Origin of the sequence: Streptomyces sp. NPDC048196 (assembly GCF_040652715.1) — a bacterium.
GTDB classification, from domain to species: Bacteria; Actinomycetota; Actinomycetes; order Streptomycetales; family Streptomycetaceae; genus Streptomyces; species Streptomyces siderophoricus.
In genome coordinates this window covers 267,909-285,928 of the sequence record NZ_JBEZMM010000002.1, presented here as the reverse complement: position 1 = coordinate 285,928, position 18,020 = coordinate 267,909, and the positions used below count along the sequence as shown (strand labels likewise).

Here is an 18,020-nt window from a genome sequence, read left to right as displayed (position 1 = left end):
TCCCGCTTCGAGGCGGGCGCCGTGCGGCTCATCGTCGCCGCCGAGGCACCGGCACGGTCGTCGCAGCGGCGCCCCCTCCAGCACGAGGTGGAGCACCGCAGGGGCAACCCTCGGGGACCGGGTCGGTAGGTCAGCGCTTCGGCGGTGGCTTGATCAGGTAGAGCCGGCGGGCCAGGTCCAGCGCGGTCAGCATGACGTTGGCGCCGTTCCAGCGGTACAGGTGCTGCTGCCCCCACACGGAGCGGTTGCCGCCGCTCGGGTCGGCGGCGTGCGCGTCCACGACGACCTCGGACCGATCGTTCCAGTCATGGATCTCCGCCTCGTGCTCGCCCACTGTCCAGTCCTGCCCACCCCGGATGTGCTGGGCGATCAGCCCGGGAATCAGCTGGAATCGCGCCCCTTCGGCCAGGGCCACAGCCAGTCTCTCGACACCGTCCTGCAGTCTGTGGTTGCTCGTGCCGGGGTCGTTGTCGAACAGTTGGCGTACGGCATCCCTCAGGAGACCTCGGCCGACTTGGATGGTGGGGAGGTCTCGATAGGTGACGGGGAAGGGGAAGCGTGACCTTTGGGCGCCCTCGTACACCGTGTCCGGGACCATGTCGCGACCGCCCTCGGTGAACGTGTACACGATCTGGCGGCCGTCCCCGCGACGCACGTAGAAGCCCAGCAGATAGTTGTCGGACCGGCGGAAGAGTCCTCGGACCGTGCTGCCCTGGATGTCGTCGCGCTCGGCGAGCCGTCCGATGTTGATCGACTGGAAGGCCTCGGGGTCGGGGTTCCGGATCAGACGGCCGGACCCGGGCTGCCGGGCCGCCTCGTCCCCCAGCATCGCGCTGCGGATGTTCCCGACCGTGTGCGTGTAGAGGTTGGCGTACTCCTCGTCGCTGCCTGCCATCCTCTGCTGCGGCTGGGCCTGCGACTGTGGCCGGGCCTGTGGCTTGGCCCCCGGGCTGTTCTGGGCGACCGCGCTGCCCACACCGAGCGTGCCCGCCAGCACGGAGACCACCACCGTCGCGCTGGTCAATCGACGCCGCAGCGACCGGTGTTCAGCTCCTCGCGTCATCTCTTCTCGGCCTCCCATGTCAGGCCCAGAACTCGAACTCGGCACGCAGATTGCCCTTGGTGACCCGGCCCCCATCGCTCCAGTAGAGGGCCTTGTACTCCTCGCCCTTGTTCAGGTGCAGGCCGATCATGGTCGAGCCGTAGGCGCCGCAGTGGGCGTTGCCGCAGACCCAGTCCCACGTGATGCGGTTGCCTTTGCTGTCGATGATCTCGATCCAGTCCCAGCCGTCGTACGGATCCCGCCCCGAGGGCGTCATCCATGTCACGTTGATGCCGGTGAGGTGGGACTGGTACCACCAGCCGCGGTATTGCGCCGGCGACACCTCGCTGATCAGGTAGTCGGCGTTGAGCACGGGGTACGCCGCCCCGCGTGCGCCGGAGCCCTCGCCCCGGTCCTTCGGCGGCTGCCAGTGCTTACGCGCCGAGTCAGTCGCAGGGGCCGCCTGCACAGCGGCCTTCGTCGACTTGCCCGAATCCTCCTGCGGCGCCGCGGAAGCCGTCCCCAGCGCCACCACGGACACACCCGCGAGCACCCCGGCCATCACCGCGGCCCGCCGCCGAGGCGCGTTCACCCCGGCGTATAAGGAAGAAACCTTTCCTGTGCCTCGCGTACGGAACAACATGCCTACTCCACCTTGCCGTTGATCGCTGATTGATGCCCCGGAAACGCTAGGGAGTGGCGTTCAACGTTGCTTTGACGATCGCTCAACGCGAGCCTGCCTCCATTGCATGCAAGGCATGACGATGGCGTCGCAGAACTCCGCCTCTACGTCCTCCCGGGTGTTCGGTCGCCCGGCGTGCCCGATGGGTCGTACGGCCGACCGGCCGGAAAGCCCGACCCACCAGGCACTGCCTAGCGCCGCGTCAGGCGACGTTCGACTGCCGGGGCGTCGACTCAGCGGCCACCTTCCATGGCAGGGCAGGCCAGGCCAGGCCAGGCCAGGCCAGGCCAGGGCAAGACAGAGATGGGGAGCCCGAGGCGGTTCAGTGCGAGCTGTGTGTGCTGTGCGTGCTGTGCGTGCTGTGCGTTCTCTGCGTTCAAGAGAGCGCGGGAGACTTGCCGAGTTTCTTCGCAGTGGCGGCACGCCGGGCGAACACCCGGTCCTGGGAGTCCCTCATCTCCCGGAGGGCCGCCTTCCGCTCCCGCTGTGCGAGCCGGTCCAGATACAGGTGGCCGTGAAGGTGGTCGGTCTCGTGCTGCAGACACCGGGCGAAGTAACCCCTGCCCTCGATCACCAGCGGGTTGCCGTCCTTGTCGCGGCCGCGGACGACGGCACGGTCGAGGCGGGGGACCACACGGTAGGGTCCAGGGACGGACAGACAGCCTTCGGCTTCCTCCACCAGGCGACGGTGTTCGGCGGGTACCTCGTCCAAAACCGGGTTGGCGATGTGCCCCACATGACGGACACCCCACTCATCGGTGATGTCCCAGACGAACAACTGCAGGTCCACGTCGACCTGGTTGGCGGCGAGCCCGGCGCCCTGCGCAACGTGGTTGGTGGCGAACATGTCATCGATCAGCTTCGCCAGCTCCGGCGTGCCGAACTCAGTCACCTCCCGGCACCGGCGACGGAGTACGTCCTCCCCGACCACGGTGATCCGACGCACCCCGCCCCGCTCCACCTCCGGAGCGAGCCGCGGATAGGACTCGACGGGCACCCCTTGCACACGCACCCGGTGGTCCTGTGCGGGGTCACCTAACCCAACAGCCATGAACCCTCAACGCCTTCCGTGAGTGCCGAAGCCACCCGGACCGAATTGCCGGCCCTCCCGACGGCTTGCCAAGTCCTTTGCAAAGTAGCACTCTTTGCAAAGTGAGCGAAGAAATCCGTCGAACCGCACCCGCAACTCCCCTGCTGGACCGAGCCCGCCTGCTCCTCCCCGACCATCCCGTACGCGTCGCCCTGCTGGACCTGCTCGCCGAAACCGGCACCCTCACCTCCACCGAGGCCGCCGCCCGCCTCGGACACAGCTCTGGGCTCTGTTCGTTCCACCTGCGCCAGCTCGCCCGGTACGGACTGATCGAAGAAGCGCCGCACCAAGGCGGCCGAGCACGACCGTGGCGGCTGCGGTGGGAATCCACCCACCAAACCGACCAGGAAGAGCCGGAAGAGCCGGTAGAGCCGGTAGAGCCGGAAGAGTTCACCACCCTTGCCCGCGGGCTGGAGGACGAGAGCTACCAGCACTGGCTGGCTCACCGGGACCAGGCACCGGCCGAGTGGCAGCAGGACGAGTCGTTCAGCGCCGTGCTCCATCTCACCCCGGCGGAGATGGCTGAACTCGCCACGTCCATCCTTCGACTGCTCGCCGGCTACCGCGACCGGGATCGCCGCCCCACTGCGCGCCCTCGAAACGCCGTGGCCGTAGCTGCGATCACGCGACTGTTCCCACTGCTCGTCGAAGGATCCGTGTCACCAAAGCCCCCGCTGCACCCCGGCGTTGATGAATCCACCAGGTGACTCCACCAGGAAACTCCACCGGTTGTTGAAAGGAGCGGAAGGCGACCTTCCTTGGTCCCGGGTGGCAGGCGCAGGCGCGGTGCCGGGTGGCAGGCGTAGGCGCGGTCCCAGGGGACAGGCGCAGGCGCGGTCCCGGATGGCAGGCACAGGCGCGGTGCCGGGTGGCAAGCGTAGGAGCGGTGCCAAGGGACGGGCGCAGGCGCGTCAGCCCATGACGAACTCGGATTCAGTCGGAACAGCAGCCACTCTTCGCACCCGTGGTGTCCAGGCGGCAGAAGCACGACGCCTCGACGGGGACATCCGCGAGTGCGGTGGCCACGGTGAGTTGCTGGGCGACGATGGCGGCCTCTCCGGTCCTGCCGAGCCGCACCAGGCATTCGTGGAAGCCGTGGAGTGCCCAGACGTTTCCCGGATGCTGCGAGGACCTGGGCAGGGTGTTGTCGAGTCCGAGGTCGGCCCGGTAGACGGCCTCGGCCTCTTCGACCCGGCCCTGTTCGAGCAGGAGCGCCCCGTAGGCGTGGCGGGTCGGCTGCATCCAGCCCCACGGTTCGTCATAGGGCAGGTTGTCGTCGAGTTCGATGGAGCGCTCCAGGGCGGAAAACGCCACGTCGTACGCGCCGTTGCGGTATGCGAGCTCGCCGTCGAGCATGGCGGAGGCGATCGCCAGAATGTCCCGGCACGTGTTGTTGAACAGCATCCGCGTCTGGGGCACCCGCCCGGCCGCGTGGCGGAACAGTGCTCGTTCGGCCTCGGCCTCGGCGGTCGCCCCCCTGGCGGAGTACGCCACCCCGCGTGCGTAGTGCAGCATCGCCGAGGTGACGCAGTACAGCTCCGGGTCGGAGGGCATCGGCAACGCGAGGATCTCCGCCCACCGGCCGAAACGGATCAGCACATGGACCCGCATCGCGAGGAAGCCCTCCAGCCAGTCGGCCATGGGCGGGCTCTCCACGCGCAGCAGTTCCTCGGGGATGGACTGCTCAAGCTGCGCGGCCGTCTCCAGCGCCGTCCTGGACTGGCCGAGGAACATCGCACCGTAGATCTTGAAGTGATAGTTGTGCGAGCGGTACAGCGTGTAGAAGTTCATCGCACCGGCTCGGCTCAGGTACCTCTCGTCGGCCCTGATCGCATCGCTGTTGCCCGACACGACCTGGCGGTAGTCCCCGCACAGCACGTCCAGATGTGAGGGCATGTGGTGCAGGTGGCCCGCATCCGGGACCAGTCCCCGCAGGCGGTCGGCGATGGAAAGAGCCTGCTCCGGCGTCGGCGACATCTCCATCAGGTGGATGTACATGTGCAGTACGCCCGGGTGGTCGATGCCGCTCCCGGTCAGCAACGCACGGTCGAGGACGGCCTTCGCCTCCAGCGTGCGCGCGCCCACGGCGGGCTCGCCCGTGCGCAGGTCCCACAGCTGCCACGGGGTGAGGTTCATCAACGCGTCCGCGTACAGGGTGGCGACGTCCAGGTCGTCGGGAGCGAGTTCGTATGCGGCGCGCATGGCCTCGGCATAGGGCGCGTTCCAGTCGGAACAGTCCGTCGCGGGGCGCGAGTCCGGGTAGCGCTTGCGCAGTGCCTCAATGAGCGCGTGCTCGGTCGGGGTGGCCCCGTCGCACAGTGCATGGGCTTGCTCGACGGCGGTGTGCGCCCGTTCCACCGAGCGTTGCAGATCGGCGTCGTCGAAGAACTCCCAGGGCTTGTTGTAGTTGGGGCCCAGGGCGTACGCCATGCCCCAGTACGCCATTGCGCAGCCCGGATCAGCTGCCGCCGCCGACTCGAAGCAGGTGACCGCCTCCTCGTGGTTGAAGGCGTAGCTCCACGCCAGGCCACGGTCGAACCAGAGCTGGGCTTCCGGCGAAGGTGTCGATACGCGCCGGGTGACGGTCCCGAGGTCGAAGTAGTCCATGAGATCTCCTGCCGAGGATGGCGACTCGTCGCCAGTCCGCCTCCCCCGCGCACAGGTGCCGATCAAGGCTTAGCGGTCGGCCTCCACTTTCGATGAACAGCACAGGCCCGCAGCCGCATCTTCCTGCTCACAGCCGGCGCAGACAGTCACCCCCGGTCCCTTTTCCGTGATCTACGGCGGCCCCGCACCACACGCGAGACAGGGCTATCTCCACCCCTTCGTCGACTTCGTCGACACACCTCGTCAGCGAGGCCCACGCTTGCGCTGGGCCACGTCAGCGTCGTGACCATGTCCACCGGACGGACCCGGGTGCCCGGACGAGCCCACACCGCCGCTGCACTGTCTCGACGAGGTGCGCCGGCTCCTGGCCAGTCGCTCCCGGGGAGCTCATTTCGACTGTAACCCGGGTTGACCAGCTCCTCGATACGGTTCGATCCTCGATACGGTTCGAAGGCCCTGCCGAGGACCGGCCCCCGGGCGCATTCGGCCACCGGCTCAGGCGATCCAACTCCGGTGATCCAGCTCCGGCGATCCGGCTCCGGCGATGCCGTAGGTCGACTGCGCCCGGCCTCGGAGGTCACCCCCTTGCCAGTACCCCTCCCAAGGCGCCCAAGAGGCACAGTCGAGCCGTCCGGGGCGGGTAGCGAAAGGTGACCGCCGCGGGAGCTACCCACCCATGGAGCTACTCCCCCTCCGACGCGACCGTCCCAGCGATCGTTGTGCCTGAGCGCCTAGCAACCCTGCGGTCGGCGGATCTCGCCCGTGCCCAGTGTGATCACGGTCCGAGGCTGCATGGGCCCCTCGCCGCGTCGGGAGAGCAGGACCACCTCCTCGACCACCGCCGCCAGCGCGCCGAGCCGAGCAGCACATTCGGCAGCCAGGCGCTTCGGGTCCTGGGTACGTCCGAGGGACAAATGCGGGGTGAAGCGACCCTCGCGCCCCCGGCACAGTGGGAACCGCAGCGCCAGCTCCCGGTGCAGATGAGTCCACGGCGCCGGATCCGCCGCAGCCGGATCGAGCCACAACGTCGCGTAGTGCCGGTGCCGGAAGTACCGCACTCCGGCCAGGCGCGCCGTGAACGCCGTGCTCTGCGCTGCCCCGGCGGAGAGCAACGGCACGGCCGGCGCGAACGCCTCCTCCGGCACGAACCCGAACAGCAGATTCACATGCGGCGGCCACCGCCGTACCTGCGGATCGTGCTCCCAGCGGATCTCCTGAATCACCGGCCAGAGCTTCGGCGGCGGCAGCCATGCCACCGCTGTCCGGGCCGTCGGCGCCACTTCAAGCACATCCACCGGCTCGGCCCCGCCGTAAACCGGATTCCCATCCACACGGCCATGGTCCCAAATCGGGCGCGGACCACCATCCGGAGCTTCTACGACGTGCCGCGCGCCAGGCATGATTGGTCAATCGGCACCGCCCATCGCCGAGCCCGCCCCGCCCCGCCCCTGAGGATCACGGCACACTCTGCCGACCGGGTCGGGAGGTGGCCCGCCGCTGCCGAAGTCGACGTGCACGAGAACGGGAGGCAGGCGGGGGCCCGGGCCGGTGAGTTGGCCGGTCCGCGACTCTTGATCGCTGCCCAGCGTGCTGATTGGCTGGCCGCATGACTGAGCTCGGACCCGTCGCCTGGCCACCTGCCCCGATCAGGACCGAGAGGCTCGTGCTCCGTGAGCCCGAGGCCCGGGACCGTGCGACGGTCATCGAGCTCTTGACCTCGCCAGAGGTGGGCACCTACCTCGGTGGCCCTCAACCGCGTGACGAGCTCGAGCGCACGATGCCCCAGACACCCAGCCGGCGCCCTGGCCTCTTCATCGTCGATTTCGGCGGAGCGATGATCGGCCAGATCACGCTCACCAGAGAAACGGGGCACCTTCGTCAGGCCGCCGGAAAAGCCGAGCTCGGCTACCTGTTCCTGCCACAGGCGTGGGGCTTCGGGTACGCCACCGAGGCGTGCGCAGCGGCACTTGACTGGTTCGCGGGCGCGCTTCCCGGCGAACCAGTGGTGCTGGCCACCCAGACCGCCAACGTCCGCTCGCTGCGCCTCGCGACCAAGCTGGGTTTCACTGAGGTGGAGCGGTTCGAGGCCTACGGCGCCGAGCAGTGGTTCGGCGAGTGGTCCCCGGTCACAACATCCGTCTGATTGCTTGAAGAGCGCGATGGCCGGTGAGCCAGGAGCGCGCGGGCCGAGGAAACGGCTTTGCGCCCCGTGTCATCGACGTGGATGCTGGCGCGCCGGAGGTACTGAAGATGAGCAACGTTGTGTTGAAGCTGTCGGCCCGTGACTTGGTGCATGCGGACTTGGCGTCCTGCGGGTGGGCAGGCTCGGACCATCACCTGGCTGGCGTCGCCCAGCAGTTGGAACGTGCCCGGATCGGTGAGGTCGACTACCTTGCGGTCTGCCCTGCAACCAACATCCCTGTGGCGAAGGGCGGCATCGACTACCAAGTCAAAGCAGGCGTCGGCACTTTGTGGCAGCTGGCAGTCCACCCCGCATTGCAATCATGTGGGATCGGCACGTTCCTTGTCGAAGCCGCAGAACTGAGGATCAGGAACCGCGGTCTGCGGCAGGCCGAGCTGGCTGTGGAGGAAAACAACCCCCGCGCACGCGCCCTGTACGAACGACTGGGATATGTCGCGTACGACCGTCAGCCGGACGCGTGGGACGAGCAAGCCCCTGATGGATCGTTGCGCCGCTACGAAACCATGTGCACCTTGATGCGGAAGGAACTCTCGTAGGCCCCGTCCTCAGACCCGGCTGGAAGTCGTGGGTGCGGAGCGGCTCCTCCGCACCCAGTTCGCAGGCAGATAGCTGACCAGGACGCCGTAGGACCGGTCCGCGCCCCCTCGCCCAGCGGCGGACGGGTCAACGCGAGGCGGGGGCACAGATCATCGAGGACCTCGTCGGGCCCGCGAGGACCATCGGACCGGATTTTGGCGGTAGCAGGCTGAGGGCTGCATTCGGCGCAGGCGTCCATGCAGTCGTCCAACGGTGACGAGCTGTTAGGGATGCCGTTCCTGGGCTGGTGCTCTTGGGCTGGTGCCGTTGGGCTGGCGCTCTTGGACTGGTGTTCTCTCGCTTGGCAGTCAGGAAGGCTGGACTTGGTCGAAGAGGGCGAGGGCTCCGGCGGGGTCCGGGCTCACCAGGCGGTCCAGGCCGGCCATCGTGATCTCCGCCCACCTGCCGGCCCGTTCCCACATCTGTTCCTCGAAGGCGCGGACTGCCTCGTCCAGATCTCCAGGGCCGGCGGCGATGGACTCGGCGAGTTCGGCACCTTCCAGCATCGCGAGGTTCGCGCCCACCCCCAATGGGGGCATCAGGTGGGCGGCGTCGCCCAGTAGCGTCACCCCGGGCACGTGGGTCCACGTGTGGGACACGGGCAGGACGTAGAAGGGGCGGTGGACGAAAGCGGTGCCGTGGCGGAGGAGGTCGAGGACCGGAGCGGCCCAGCCGTCGAACAGAGCCAGCAGGCTCGATCGCACGGCCTCGACCTCGGCCAGGTCCAGGTTCGTGTGCCAGTCCAGCGGCGCGCGGAACTTGGCGTACACCTTGACGTGGCCGCCGCTGTTGCGCTGGGCGACGAGGGAGCGGTTCACACCGTACGCAGCCACGGAACCATCACCGATCAACCGGGCGAGTTCGGGGTGGCGGATGTCGACGTCGTCGAGGGAGGTCTCGACCGAGGTGACGCCGGTGTAGTGCGGCGTCACCGACGAGACCGCAGGGCGGACCCGTGACCAGGCGCCGTCCGCGCCGACTACGAGGGCGAATGTCTCCTGTGTCGCTGCGTCATCCAACCCAGTCGACGCCGACAACGCCACTGGCATCGCCCCGGCACACCAGCGTGAGCGGAGGATCTGTCTATGCCGCTCCTCCGCAGTCGCTGGGCCGGTGCGGACTTCCACGACGACAGGCAGCGCCACCGCCCCAGCTCCCACAAGGCCTATGCCAGAAGCCACTTGGACAGAGAAAACGCAACTTCGACATGGCCCGCAGAGGAAGCTACCTTCACCTGGTCTTCGGCGGTCGCCCACGGTCGCGCGGGGGTTCCTTCAGGCTGAGCCACCCGCGACGGGATGAGTTGGTCACGCCCCACGAACCCTCGCCCCGTGCGTAAGCCACCGAACCGGGTCCACACCAGGCACCCCCAACCAGGGAGAGACGCATGCCCCATCTTGCTCTGTACACATTCGGCGTCCTGAAGTCACCTCTCGCCGATCCCGCACCTCTCACCCGCGAGTTCTACGACATTGGTGAGGCCGTCTACCGGAAGATCAGTCAGCAGCCCGGATACCTCGCTCATGCTGAAGCGGCAGACGTTGACCGGGGCGCGCTCTTCGAGGCGGACTGGGGTGCATGGGGAGAGTTCGCCGTACCCACCTGGTACGGCAAGGGCCGTACGGCGGAAACCACCGCCCTGGCCACGACCCTCTCACTCTGGACCGACCTGCGCCCCGCCTTCGACGCCGTCTACACCGGCCTGCACCGTGCGGCGCTGAACAGGCGTTACGACTGGTTCGAGAAGACAGAACACCCGAGTTACGTGTTCTGGTGGGTCTCCGACGGCGTGATACCCACCTGGCAGGACGGGGTTTCCAGGCTGGAGCACCTCCACGACCAGGGCTCCACGCCGCACGCCTTCACCTTCCACCACTCGTTCGCCCCGGACGGAGCTCCGGCCAGGACCAAAGGCATCGGACCGAAGAGCGACCAGGTTCGCTGAGAAGGAGTTGAACGACTGGATTCGCTGTCAACGCCTCCGTTGAATGACGGCGAACAGCGGCGAGCCTCACTGGCTCGTGTCCGTCGGCCTGTTTCGTCTCGACTGGCAACGAAGAGCCTGCGACTGGGCATCAACTGCGCTCTCCGCAGCTGCGGACCCGGTTCAACAGGCTGCTGTCGGGAAACGCGGCGAGGGCCGCGCCGCGGTCCGGCCCGGAACGGTCCGGACCGGAACGACGGACATCCCCTTGGCTTCCATCGTCAAAAGTCACGCCCACGCCCGTGCCGGCGGGCAGCCCGGCGCCCTGACGCTTCACCCACCTCGCCGGTAGGCCGGTGGCTTGGTCATGCGATTATGCGATCGACTCTCGATCGACCGTTGCACAATCAACTGATCAGGCACCCGAGCGATCGAGCCGTCGGGCATCGGGTATGGGGCATCGGGCATCGGGCATCGAGCGAGAACGGGAGTGCGGTGTGAACGGGGCTGGGGAGCAGGACGGGTCGTCCGTGTCCGACGAGGAGTGGGAGCGGTTCCTCCGTGAATCGGTGAAGGGTGTGGCTGGGGCACCCGTGGAGCCGTCGGCGCGCGCCCGTGAGGTGGAGCGGCGGCTGCGGGAGCGCTCCGGGCAGCCGGAGGGCTGGCGTTCGTACTCACCGGCCCGGCCGCGGCGCAGGACAGGCTGGTACGTGACCGGGCTGGTGGCGGCCGTGGTCCTCCTGGTGGTGGGGCTCTTCCCGCAGGAGGTCGTCGGCTGGTTCGGTGGCGACGACGGCGGGCAGGAAGGGGCTCCGTTGGCCGCCGAGTCAAAACGCCCGCGGGAAGCGCCCGGCGCCGAGCCACATCTGCGTCCCACCCTCGCCGAACCCTTCCGGGGTTCGCCTGCCGCCCGCTGGGCCGACGGAGCGGCAGGAATCACGGTGCCACCGGCCAAGGCGACCGGCTGGATGGACGCCGGCGAGGTCGAGCGGGCACTGCGGCAGAGTCGGGACTTCCTGGTGGCCGCGGGGCTCGACTCCCGCGTGCTGCGCGGCGAGCGGCCCACGAAGGCGATCGCGCTGTTGAACCCGCACCAGAAGGACGTCCAGGAGTATCTCCGTACCTCCCTGTCGTCGACGGCGCCCACTGCCAAGACCAACCCGCTGCTGTTGTTCAGCCGCTTCCGGCCGGAGCAGGCCCGGCTGGTCGGTGACGTGGTCAAGACGCGCGGTCGGCTCACGTATCGGGAAGGGAAGCGGGGAGCGGTCCAGGTGACGGCGGACGTCACCTTTGTGTACCCGGTCACCCCGGCGGGCGACGGCGGGCGGAACGCCGAGGTCGTCCGTACGATCGTGCGGCGCGAGGTGGTGATGAACTGGGACGACCCGGCCAAGGTCATCACCGAGCCGGGCACGATGTCCCTCGTCTCGTACGCGCTCGACATGACCAACGGCGGCTGCTCCGACCCGACCGGCTACTTCGTGCCGCCCTTCGGCACGTCCGACGAGCAATCCGCCGACGAGGCCCACCAGGTCGATCCGTACGACCGCAGCAAGCCGATCGATACGAGCAACGGCGCGACGTCCGACGGCAAGGGCAAGGGCTGCTCGACCGCAACTCGTTCCTAGTGCCTGCCGTCGATATCAGGCTCACCTCAGGCGTGATGTAAGGGTGACGGCTGCTTCGTAGGGCTCGGCGGTCTCGTCGTAGCGGGTGGCCACGCCCTGCCACTGCCTGAGGCGGTGGGCAGGGTCCTCTGGACGTGAGGGCCCTGCCCACGCAAGCTCAGTCCTGGCAGCCGCAGCCTGATGTCGTCTTGACCTCGGGGGTGGTCAGGACCAGGCAACAGAGGTTCGCCGGAGGTGCAGCAGGCGTTGACGCCGCGGTCGGCAGGCTGTTCGGGGGTGAGGGTGTCTTCGGCGATGGCGTCGAAGACACCGGCCCGGCCGCCGGGCTTGAGGACGCGGAAGGTCTCGGCGAAGACTGCGGGCTTTACACAGAGCTCGGAGGCCAACCGGCGTTGACGAGGATCAGGTGGTGGCCAACAGCAGACTCTCTCCGCTTGACGGGCGAAGGCCGTCGGACCGGTCGGCGAAGTAGCGCTCGGCGAGCGCAGCCCCCGGTACGTGCCTGGCGTCTTTGAAGCCAGCTTCGCGCGCCAGTGCCAGCATCTCCTGCGGGGTGTAGAAGCTGATGAACGGCGTTCCGGACGCTCGCGCGCCTTCCTCGCTCGCCCGGAGGCCGCGGCGGTCGGCTTCGTCGACAAGTTCGGTCGGCAGCAGGAAGGTCATGGCGAGTGTGGAGCTGGGCGCAAGCCCGGCAATCTGGCGCAGGGTGGCAGCGGTGGCGTCCTTGGTGAGGTACATGGTGACGCCGGTGGAGACGATGACCGCTGGTCGGCCGGGGTCGAAGCCGGCATCGAAGAGCTGCTCGGACCAGGACGCGCCGGCTTCGAAGTCGACCGGTACCAGGTGCAGCCAGTCAGGGATGTCGTAGCCGAGTTCGACCAGGCGGTGGCGCTTCCAGGCCTGTGTGCCGGGCTGGTCGACCTCGAAGATCCGCAGGCGGGAGGCGAGCTCCGGCTTGCGTTGGGCGAAGGTGTCCAGGCCGGCCCCCAGAACGACGTACTGGGTCACGCCCCGGTCGGCCTGCTCAGCGATCAGGTCCTCGATGAAACGAGCGCGGGCGACGATGGCTGCCCGGAACCCGCTGGTGGCCTGCGGGTCCATGTCCGGGCGGTCGCGCCAGTCATCGCTGGGGGCCACCAGCTGCAGGCCGATCTCGTCCTCGACCACATGCGGGGGCGGGTCGACATGGAGGTGCAACGCCCGCCAGAGGGCGGTTCGCACTGCGGTGTTGTCCGGTGCCTCTATCTGCTCGTGCGCCATGGTGTTCCCCCTTCGTCGCAGTCAGTTCTTGGCGGGAGCCTGAAGGCTCCACAGACGCCCGTCGGGGTCGCGGACGGTCATCTCCTGGGTCCCGTAATGGGTGTCCTCGAACGGCGTGACCACCTCGACGACAGGGTCGGGACGGAACGCGTCTGCGGTCGGCGCTTTCAGCACGATCCGCGTCTGAGGCTCTTGGTCCTCGGGAACCTCGGCGATGAACACGTAGGGACCATCGCCGTTGCGTAGCTGGCCGGAGCTGTGGTCCGTCGCGAACTCCAGCGTGTACCCCAGCTCCTGGAAGAATTTTGCCGCCTTGCCCCAGTTGTGCGTCGTCAGGAACACGGCTTCGATTCCTTCGGTCGTCATGTCAGGTCTCCTCCTTGGGTGAATGCGGTTGGTTCCCGTGGTCATCGTCGAGGTAGGCGCGCAGCGCTTCGGCGACGAGCGCCGACAACGACATGCCCGACTCGATCGCGCGGTACTTGACCTGCTTGATCAGCCCCATCGGCAGGTACACGTTGAACTGCTTGACTCCCTCATCACTCACAAGCAGATGCTAGCATCCTAGCAAGCTAGATGACCATGTGTACCGATACACCGATACGGCAAAGCAACCCCCGGGCCGGTTCAGCACAACCAGCAGTTCTCCTCGTCGGCCACTGTCCAGTTGCCGAATCCTTCGCCGGTACCGGAGTTGAGCTCGACGGTCGGTCGTTCAGTGGTTGCAGACATGGCGTCAGCGTAGGAAGCAGGCACTGCGCGGGTCTTTCATCAGCTGCCGCAAAATGCGAGTGCCCTTTGGACGGCTGCCAAGCCCGTGGGACAGCCCCCGATCTTCCTCGGCGCGAGCGCGCCTGGACGGTCAGGGCGCGGCCACGGAGTTCCCGTTGGCCGCAACGCCGCCACGGGTCGCCGTGAAAACGACGACGGTGTTGGCGGTGACGATGACTGCGATGGCCAACCAGGAGGCAGCGTCCAGGTGCTGGCCCAGAACGATGAGGCCGATCAGCGCGGCAAAGACGGGATTGACGCTCATGAAGACGCCGAAGAAGTGCGGCGGCACCCGGCGCAGCGCCAGCAGGTCTGACACGAACGGTACGGCCGAGGAGAGAACTCCGGCTGCCAGCGCGCAGACCAACGCTTCCGTTGTCGGCGAATGATGCCAGAGCACCCACGCGCCCACGGGCAGGTACAGGGCACCGGAGACGAGCGCTGCGGCGGCCGAGCCTTCCAGGCCGGGCAGGCGGGTGCCAACGATGCGGTTGCACAGGATGTAGCAGCCCCAGCAGATCGCGGCCAACAAGGCGAAGCCGATGCCCAGGTAGTCGGTCGACGGTGTGGGGCGTGCGAGTACGACCACCGCTCCCCCGGCGGCGAGGGCGGCGACGAGGTCGAGTCGGCGTCGTGAGCCGGTGAGGACCACGGTCAGGGGGCCCAGGAATTCGAGCGTGACGGCCAGTCCGAGGCCGATCCGTTCGATGGCCGTGTACAGCGACAGGTTCATGCCTGCGAACACCAGCGCCAGGCCCAGTACCGGACGCCACTGCGCCGCGGTGAAGCTGCGGAGCCGCGGTCGGCCGGCCGCCCCGAGCACGGCGGCGGCCACCCACTGGCGCACGGCCACCACACCTGCCGGCCCGATCACGGGGAAGGCGAGCGCGGCGAGAGCCGCTCCGGACTGGTTGGACAGCCCGCTGCCCAGCATCAGCGCGATTCCGCCCCATCGGTTCACTCGTTGGCCGGAACCATGCACATCGGCAGGGTGCGAGGAGACGAGAGTGGCGTCGAGGGAGGCAGGGGAGGGCGCAGATTTCATGCCTCAACAATGAGTCCGCGGCCTACATACATGAAGTGCAATCTCTACGCGATCCATACGGCGTGCGTATGGATGGCGCAGGTGTGGCGATCGGCCTGCTCCCCTGCCTACGGGGACGCTCTGGGAGGCAGCAGCCCAGGAGCGCCGCGACACTCAGCCCGAGAGCCAGCTCGAACCTGCCTCGCGTTCCGCAGTGCCATGGCGGGGGGCGACGGGGTGTCTGGGATCTTCTGGGCACCCGTCGGCAATGGAAGGGCAATGCCAGACGGCTCGAAACGCGGGGTGCCCCAACACCCTGGGCTCGTGCGCCTCAGGCGGTCGCGTAGAGGCGGGTCACGGCGTCGATCAGGTCGCCGAGCCCATGGGGACGGTGGTCACGCCACCAGGCGAGCGCGACAGGAATGCGCGGGCCGTCCTTGATGCGGCGATAGGTCACGCCAGGACGCGCGTGATGGTGGGCCGTGGCCTCGGCGGTGGTCCCCACCCCGCGTCCGGCGGCGATGATGTCGAGCCAGCCGTCGACGTCGGTGGACTGGATGAACCGCGGCTGATGGTCGGTGCCTGTCCACAGCTCACCGCTGGTGGTTCCGACCCGGGGATCGATGACCACGGTGCGGTCCGCGATCTCGGCCATGCTCACCTGGCGGCGGCGCGACCACTGCGGATCGTCCGAAGCGAAGGCGACCAACCGGCGTTCCAATCCCACCACGAGGGAGTCGAACCGCTTCTCGTCGACTGCGCGTCGCACGATCGCCACATCGCACAGGCCCTCGGCCAGGCCCGCGGTCGGCGAGTTGTGCCGGACGAGCTCCAACGCCGTTTCGGTGTGCCCTTGTGCCCATTCTCGTTGCAGGCGCGTGGTGTGCTGCCCCAGGGCCGCCCACGCGTACCCCAGCCGCAGGACACCGTGGCGCGAGGCGAGGAATTCGGTGAACCTCGCGGCCTCGGCCAGCACCCGGCGGGCTTGTGGCAGCACCTGCTGTCCGGTGCTGGTCAGCTCGCATCCCCGCGGTAGGCGACGCAACAGCCTCTCGCCAACGCTTTTCTCCAGGCCGGCGATGGTGCGCGAGACCGCCGCCTGTGAGACGAACAACTGCGCGGCGGCCTCGGTGAACGACCCCGCATCGGCGGCGGTGACGAAGAACCGCAGCTCTCGAAGGTCCCAATCCATAAGCAGAGCGTATAGGAGAGGTGAAACTTGCACACGTTGTATGCGAGGGTGCGCCCAGATGATGAGTGCCCGGCTATCCGCGGCGGCCAGGGCGTTGAGTTCGGCGTCGGGACCGGAGGGGCGGGATGCACCTCACTCGGTGGACCGACGGTGCGCAACCCGCCCGCGGCAACACGCGGCCCCGTCAGTCGACCGCGCGAGCGCGGCCGCGGCCTGCGCCGCCCTCCGGGGGCCGGTAGCCGGGGACCGGGTCGCCATAGATGAGGCCGAAGCCCTCCGGGTTCGCCAGCTCCCAGCTCCTGAAGGCACCGGCCCATGCCTCGATCCGGGCGGCCGGATCCTGGGCGGGGGCGGCGCCCCAGGCAGCGTCCGGGGTGTCGACCCGCATCACGGCGGAAGGCACCGCGAGCGCGTCACCGACCCCAGAGGGCCGGCACCGTGACGGGGTCAGATTCGTGATGATGGTCCTGGTGCGGTGGGAGAACGTCGGCGGTGGGACGACGATCCTCTGAGACCTGGGAACTGTCCGGTGCGAAGGCCTCCGTGAGCGGGACCACGGTCGTCGTGGACGGCAGCTACCGGGCCGGGCACCGGCCGATCTCACCGTCGCGGAGGATGCTCAGTCGAGACGGAAGCTCAGTCGAGACAGAACTCGTTGCCCTCGATGTCCTGCATCAGGATGCACGACTCGTTGTCGTCATCAGCAAGCAGCGTTCGCACGTGTACCGCACCGAGCGTGACCAGTCGTGCGCATTCGGCCTCCAGCGTGGCGAGGCGCTCCTCGCCCACGAGTCCGGTGCCGACCCGCACGTCGAGATGCACCCGATTCTTGACGATCTTCCCTTCGGGTACGCGTTGGAAGAGCAGGCGCGGGCCCACACCCGAGGGATCACTGCAGGCGAAGTAGACGACCTGCTCCTCAGGCGGCAGCGACCGATGGTAATCCTCCCAAGTGGCAAACCCCTCCGGGACCGGCGGTACGACGTACCCCAACACCTCGCACCAAAAACCGGCGAGGCGCGCAGGTTCTGCGCAGTCGAAGGTGACTTGGAACTGCTTGATCGATGACATCGGCGCACCATAGCAAAGGGACTCGGTTGCTCATCTCCCGGCGTGGTTCCGGAAGTTGTCGGGAGGACAGCCGCTGCCGGCCGCTGCCGTGTCGTGCGGTCACAGGGGAGGAATGCCCTCTTGGGTTTCCGGTGGTCAGACCGGGCAGGCCGAGAGAAGGACGCATTCTGGCGGCGTAGCCCACCGACCGGTGGCGCCAGGGTTCCCATAGGGTGCCGCCGCCGTCGTGCCGCGGCGGCGGCAGCCCTCGCCGCGGGTTTCAGCCCTTGCGGGGGTAGAAACTGCCGACGGCGTCGCCGTGGGCCGTGCAGTCCATGTTGCGGTAGCGGTCGACGAAGGTGCCGGTGAGGCCGGTGAACGCGTCGTATGCCTGGTCCAGGGGCAGGTCTTTGCCCACCCTGAACCGCAGCTGCACATGGACGGACTCGCGGGGCTTCAGCGTCTTCGGGGCGGGGATGGTGCCGCCGGCGTTTCCACCGGTCTTGCGCAGCGGCTTCCAGGCGTGCTGCGAGGTGTCCCAGTACTGCAGATCGCCGTACGGGCTCAGGTCGCGCTCGCCCTCGTTGTAGACATGACTGCCCAGCTTGGCGCTGAGTTCGAACGACTTCAGCTCCTTCGCCGAGGCGTTGGTGAGCGTGGCGGTGTAGGTCGTCCAGTGAGTGCCTAGAGTGATCGACTTGGGTATGCCGAACGAGCGGCCCACGAAGGTGTTGTTGTGGTACTGCCCGTAGGCGGTGTCGAGGTCGTAGCACGTCGGGATGTCTGCGGCAGGGGCTGCCTGGGAGGCGGGCGCGGCGGCCATCGCCACGGGGAGCAGGGCGGCCGTCGCGGCCGGGACCGACAGGGCGCGGCGCAGTTTCATGAAGATCTCTTCCCGGTTCTACGGACCCTTGGAACCTTTGTTTCCAGTGCTACCAGCGTCATTGAGTTCCAAGGCCGTGGGTTCGTGG

19 protein-coding genes and 2 pseudogenes are annotated in these 18,020 nt (G+C 68.1%); 6 read left to right on the top strand and 15 right to left on the bottom strand.

Annotated features, from left to right (window positions below; translation table 11 throughout):
- Positions 1-130: 130 nt before the first annotated feature.
- From AB0E02_RS04920 to def, 3 genes are all read right to left on the bottom strand, one after another.
- Entirely contained in the window at positions 131-1,063 is a 933-nt protein-coding gene (locus tag AB0E02_RS04920; protein WP_362136026.1) for a ribosome-inactivating family protein, read from the bottom strand.
- 19 nt (positions 1,064-1,082) lie between these two features.
- Positions 1,083-1,634 carry a hypothetical protein gene (locus AB0E02_RS04915; RefSeq protein WP_362136024.1) on the bottom strand — a complete coding sequence of 184 codons (552 nt, stop codon included), beginning with the start codon at positions 1,632-1,634 and terminating at the stop codon, positions 1,083-1,085.
- Positions 1,635-2,100: 466 nt separating this feature from the next.
- Positions 2,101-2,775 (bottom strand): peptide deformylase, encoded by a 675-nt coding sequence (gene def / locus AB0E02_RS04910; protein WP_362136022.1) that lies wholly within the window; start codon positions 2,773-2,775, stop codon positions 2,101-2,103.
- Positions 2,776-2,876: 101 nt separating this feature from the next.
- Between def and AB0E02_RS04905 the strand changes: the two genes are divergently transcribed.
- Positions 2,877-3,521, top strand: a complete 645-nt coding sequence (locus tag AB0E02_RS04905; RefSeq protein WP_362136019.1) for a helix-turn-helix domain-containing protein — start codon at positions 2,877-2,879, stop codon at positions 3,519-3,521.
- 226 nt (positions 3,522-3,747) lie between these two features.
- On the opposite strand, the gene AB0E02_RS04900 is transcribed toward AB0E02_RS04905, so the two are convergent.
- Complete coding sequence (locus tag AB0E02_RS04900) at positions 3,748-5,421, bottom strand: hypothetical protein (protein WP_362136017.1); 1,674 nt, start codon at positions 5,419-5,421, stop codon at positions 3,748-3,750.
- Between the two features lie 731 nt (positions 5,422-6,152).
- A complete protein-coding gene (locus tag AB0E02_RS04895) occupies positions 6,153-6,752 on the bottom strand; it encodes a 2'-5' RNA ligase family protein (protein ID WP_362136015.1) in 600 nt (199 codons plus the stop codon).
- Between the two features lie 275 nt (positions 6,753-7,027).
- Between AB0E02_RS04895 and AB0E02_RS04890 the strand changes: the two genes are divergently transcribed.
- The gene (locus tag AB0E02_RS04890) at positions 7,028-7,564 is read left to right on the top strand and encodes a GNAT family N-acetyltransferase (RefSeq protein ID WP_362136013.1); all 537 of its coding nucleotides are present in this window, start codon (positions 7,028-7,030) and stop codon (positions 7,562-7,564) included.
- 107 nt (positions 7,565-7,671) lie between these two features.
- A complete protein-coding gene (locus AB0E02_RS04885) occupies positions 7,672-8,160 on the top strand; it encodes a GNAT family N-acetyltransferase (protein ID WP_362136132.1) in 489 nt (162 codons plus the stop codon).
- Positions 8,161-8,508: 348 nt separating this feature from the next.
- On the opposite strand, the pseudogene AB0E02_RS04880 reads toward AB0E02_RS04885, so the two are convergent.
- Positions 8,509-9,201 (bottom strand): annotated as a pseudogene (locus AB0E02_RS04880) (FAD-dependent monooxygenase); the annotation flags it as partial.
- 386 nt (positions 9,202-9,587) lie between these two features.
- Here AB0E02_RS04880 and AB0E02_RS04875 point away from each other — a divergent pair.
- A complete protein-coding gene (locus AB0E02_RS04875) occupies positions 9,588-10,145 on the top strand; it encodes a DUF3291 domain-containing protein (RefSeq protein WP_362136011.1) in 558 nt (185 codons plus the stop codon).
- Between the two features lie 509 nt (positions 10,146-10,654).
- Positions 10,655-11,752: a hypothetical protein gene (locus AB0E02_RS04870; protein ID WP_362136130.1), complete on the top strand. Its 1,098-nt coding sequence runs from the start codon at positions 10,655-10,657 to the stop codon at positions 11,750-11,752.
- A 251-nt stretch (positions 11,753-12,003) separates the two neighbouring features.
- Here the strand turns inward: AB0E02_RS04870 and AB0E02_RS04865 are convergent.
- The 7 genes and pseudogenes from AB0E02_RS04865 to AB0E02_RS04835 form a co-directional block, all read right to left on the bottom strand.
- Positions 12,004-12,117 (bottom strand): annotated as a pseudogene (locus AB0E02_RS04865) (arsenite S-adenosylmethyltransferase); the annotation flags it as partial.
- Between the two features lie 37 nt (positions 12,118-12,154).
- On the bottom strand, positions 12,155-13,012 hold the full coding sequence (locus tag AB0E02_RS04860) for a class I SAM-dependent methyltransferase (protein ID WP_362136009.1): 858 nt from the start codon (positions 13,010-13,012) through the stop codon (positions 12,155-12,157).
- 21 nt (positions 13,013-13,033) lie between these two features.
- Complete coding sequence (locus AB0E02_RS04855; RefSeq protein WP_362136007.1) at positions 13,034-13,378, bottom strand: VOC family protein; 345 nt, start codon at positions 13,376-13,378, stop codon at positions 13,034-13,036.
- A 1-nt stretch (position 13,379) separates the two neighbouring features.
- On the bottom strand, positions 13,380-13,559 hold the full coding sequence (locus AB0E02_RS04850; RefSeq protein WP_362136005.1) for a CopG family transcriptional regulator: 180 nt from the start codon (positions 13,557-13,559) through the stop codon (positions 13,380-13,382).
- A 315-nt stretch (positions 13,560-13,874) separates the two neighbouring features.
- On the bottom strand, positions 13,875-14,717 hold the full coding sequence (locus AB0E02_RS04845; protein WP_362136128.1) for an EamA family transporter: 843 nt from the start codon (positions 14,715-14,717) through the stop codon (positions 13,875-13,877).
- A gap of 421 nt (positions 14,718-15,138) precedes the next feature.
- Positions 15,139-15,999: a LysR family transcriptional regulator gene (locus tag AB0E02_RS04840; protein ID WP_362136003.1), complete on the bottom strand. Its 861-nt coding sequence runs from the start codon at positions 15,997-15,999 to the stop codon at positions 15,139-15,141.
- Positions 16,000-16,183: 184 nt separating this feature from the next.
- Positions 16,184-16,402: a hypothetical protein gene (locus AB0E02_RS04835; RefSeq protein ID WP_362136146.1), complete on the bottom strand. Its 219-nt coding sequence runs from the start codon at positions 16,400-16,402 to the stop codon at positions 16,184-16,186.
- Between AB0E02_RS04835 and AB0E02_RS04830 the strand changes: the two genes are divergently transcribed.
- Entirely contained in the window at positions 16,299-16,511 is a 213-nt protein-coding gene (locus AB0E02_RS04830; RefSeq protein WP_362136126.1) for a 2OG-Fe dioxygenase family protein, read from the top strand. The genes AB0E02_RS04835 and AB0E02_RS04830 overlap by 104 nt on opposite strands.
- A 124-nt stretch (positions 16,512-16,635) precedes the next feature.
- Here AB0E02_RS04830 and AB0E02_RS04825 read toward each other — a convergent pair whose 3' ends face one another.
- Both AB0E02_RS04825 and AB0E02_RS04820 read right to left on the bottom strand, forming a co-directional pair.
- On the bottom strand, positions 16,636-17,070 hold the full coding sequence (locus AB0E02_RS04825; RefSeq protein ID WP_362136001.1) for a VOC family protein: 435 nt from the start codon (positions 17,068-17,070) through the stop codon (positions 16,636-16,638).
- A 259-nt stretch (positions 17,071-17,329) separates the two neighbouring features.
- Positions 17,330-17,932 carry a hypothetical protein gene (locus AB0E02_RS04820; RefSeq protein ID WP_362135999.1) on the bottom strand — a complete coding sequence of 201 codons (603 nt, stop codon included), beginning with the start codon at positions 17,930-17,932 and terminating at the stop codon, positions 17,330-17,332.
- Positions 17,933-18,020 lie beyond the last annotated feature (88 nt).